This is a genomic window from Halomonas sp. AOP43-D1-4, assembly GCF_052446175.1.
Lineage (GTDB): Bacteria > Pseudomonadota > Gammaproteobacteria > Pseudomonadales > Halomonadaceae > Vreelandella > Vreelandella citrativorans.
Genome location: NZ_JBQSVY010000054.1, coordinates 1 through 348, shown reverse-complemented (window position 1 = coordinate 348; position 348 = coordinate 1). Strand labels below are relative to the sequence as shown.

General features: G+C 49.7%; 1 pseudogene. It reads left to right on the top strand.

Annotated features, from left to right (window positions below):
- Positions 1-91: 91 nt before the first annotated feature.
- Positions 92-348 (top strand): annotated as a pseudogene (locus ACT3RQ_RS17755) (transposase); the annotation flags it as partial.

The window sequence follows — 348 nt, the reverse complement described above, 5'->3', positions numbered from 1 at the left end:
TAGGGCGTGTCCTCATTTTGAAAGAAAGGCTGTCCCTCATTGATTTTCTGTGGGGTTATGCGACTCTTCTTAACAGAAGGGGAGTACAGCCATGACACGATATGTTTTGACCGATGACATTTGGGAACAGCTTCAAGTCACCATGAAAGCAAAGGGTTGCCACCGCTGGCCCAATGATCGAAATGTGATGGAAGCAATACTCTGGAAACTCCGAACCGGCGCTCCCTGGCGCGATGTTCCAAGTGAGTTTTGCCCCTGGAAAACGGCCTATAATCGCTTCAACCGCTGGGCCACCAAAGGACTGTGGGAGCAATTTTTTTTGAGCTACGAGGCGAAATTGATGCGGAG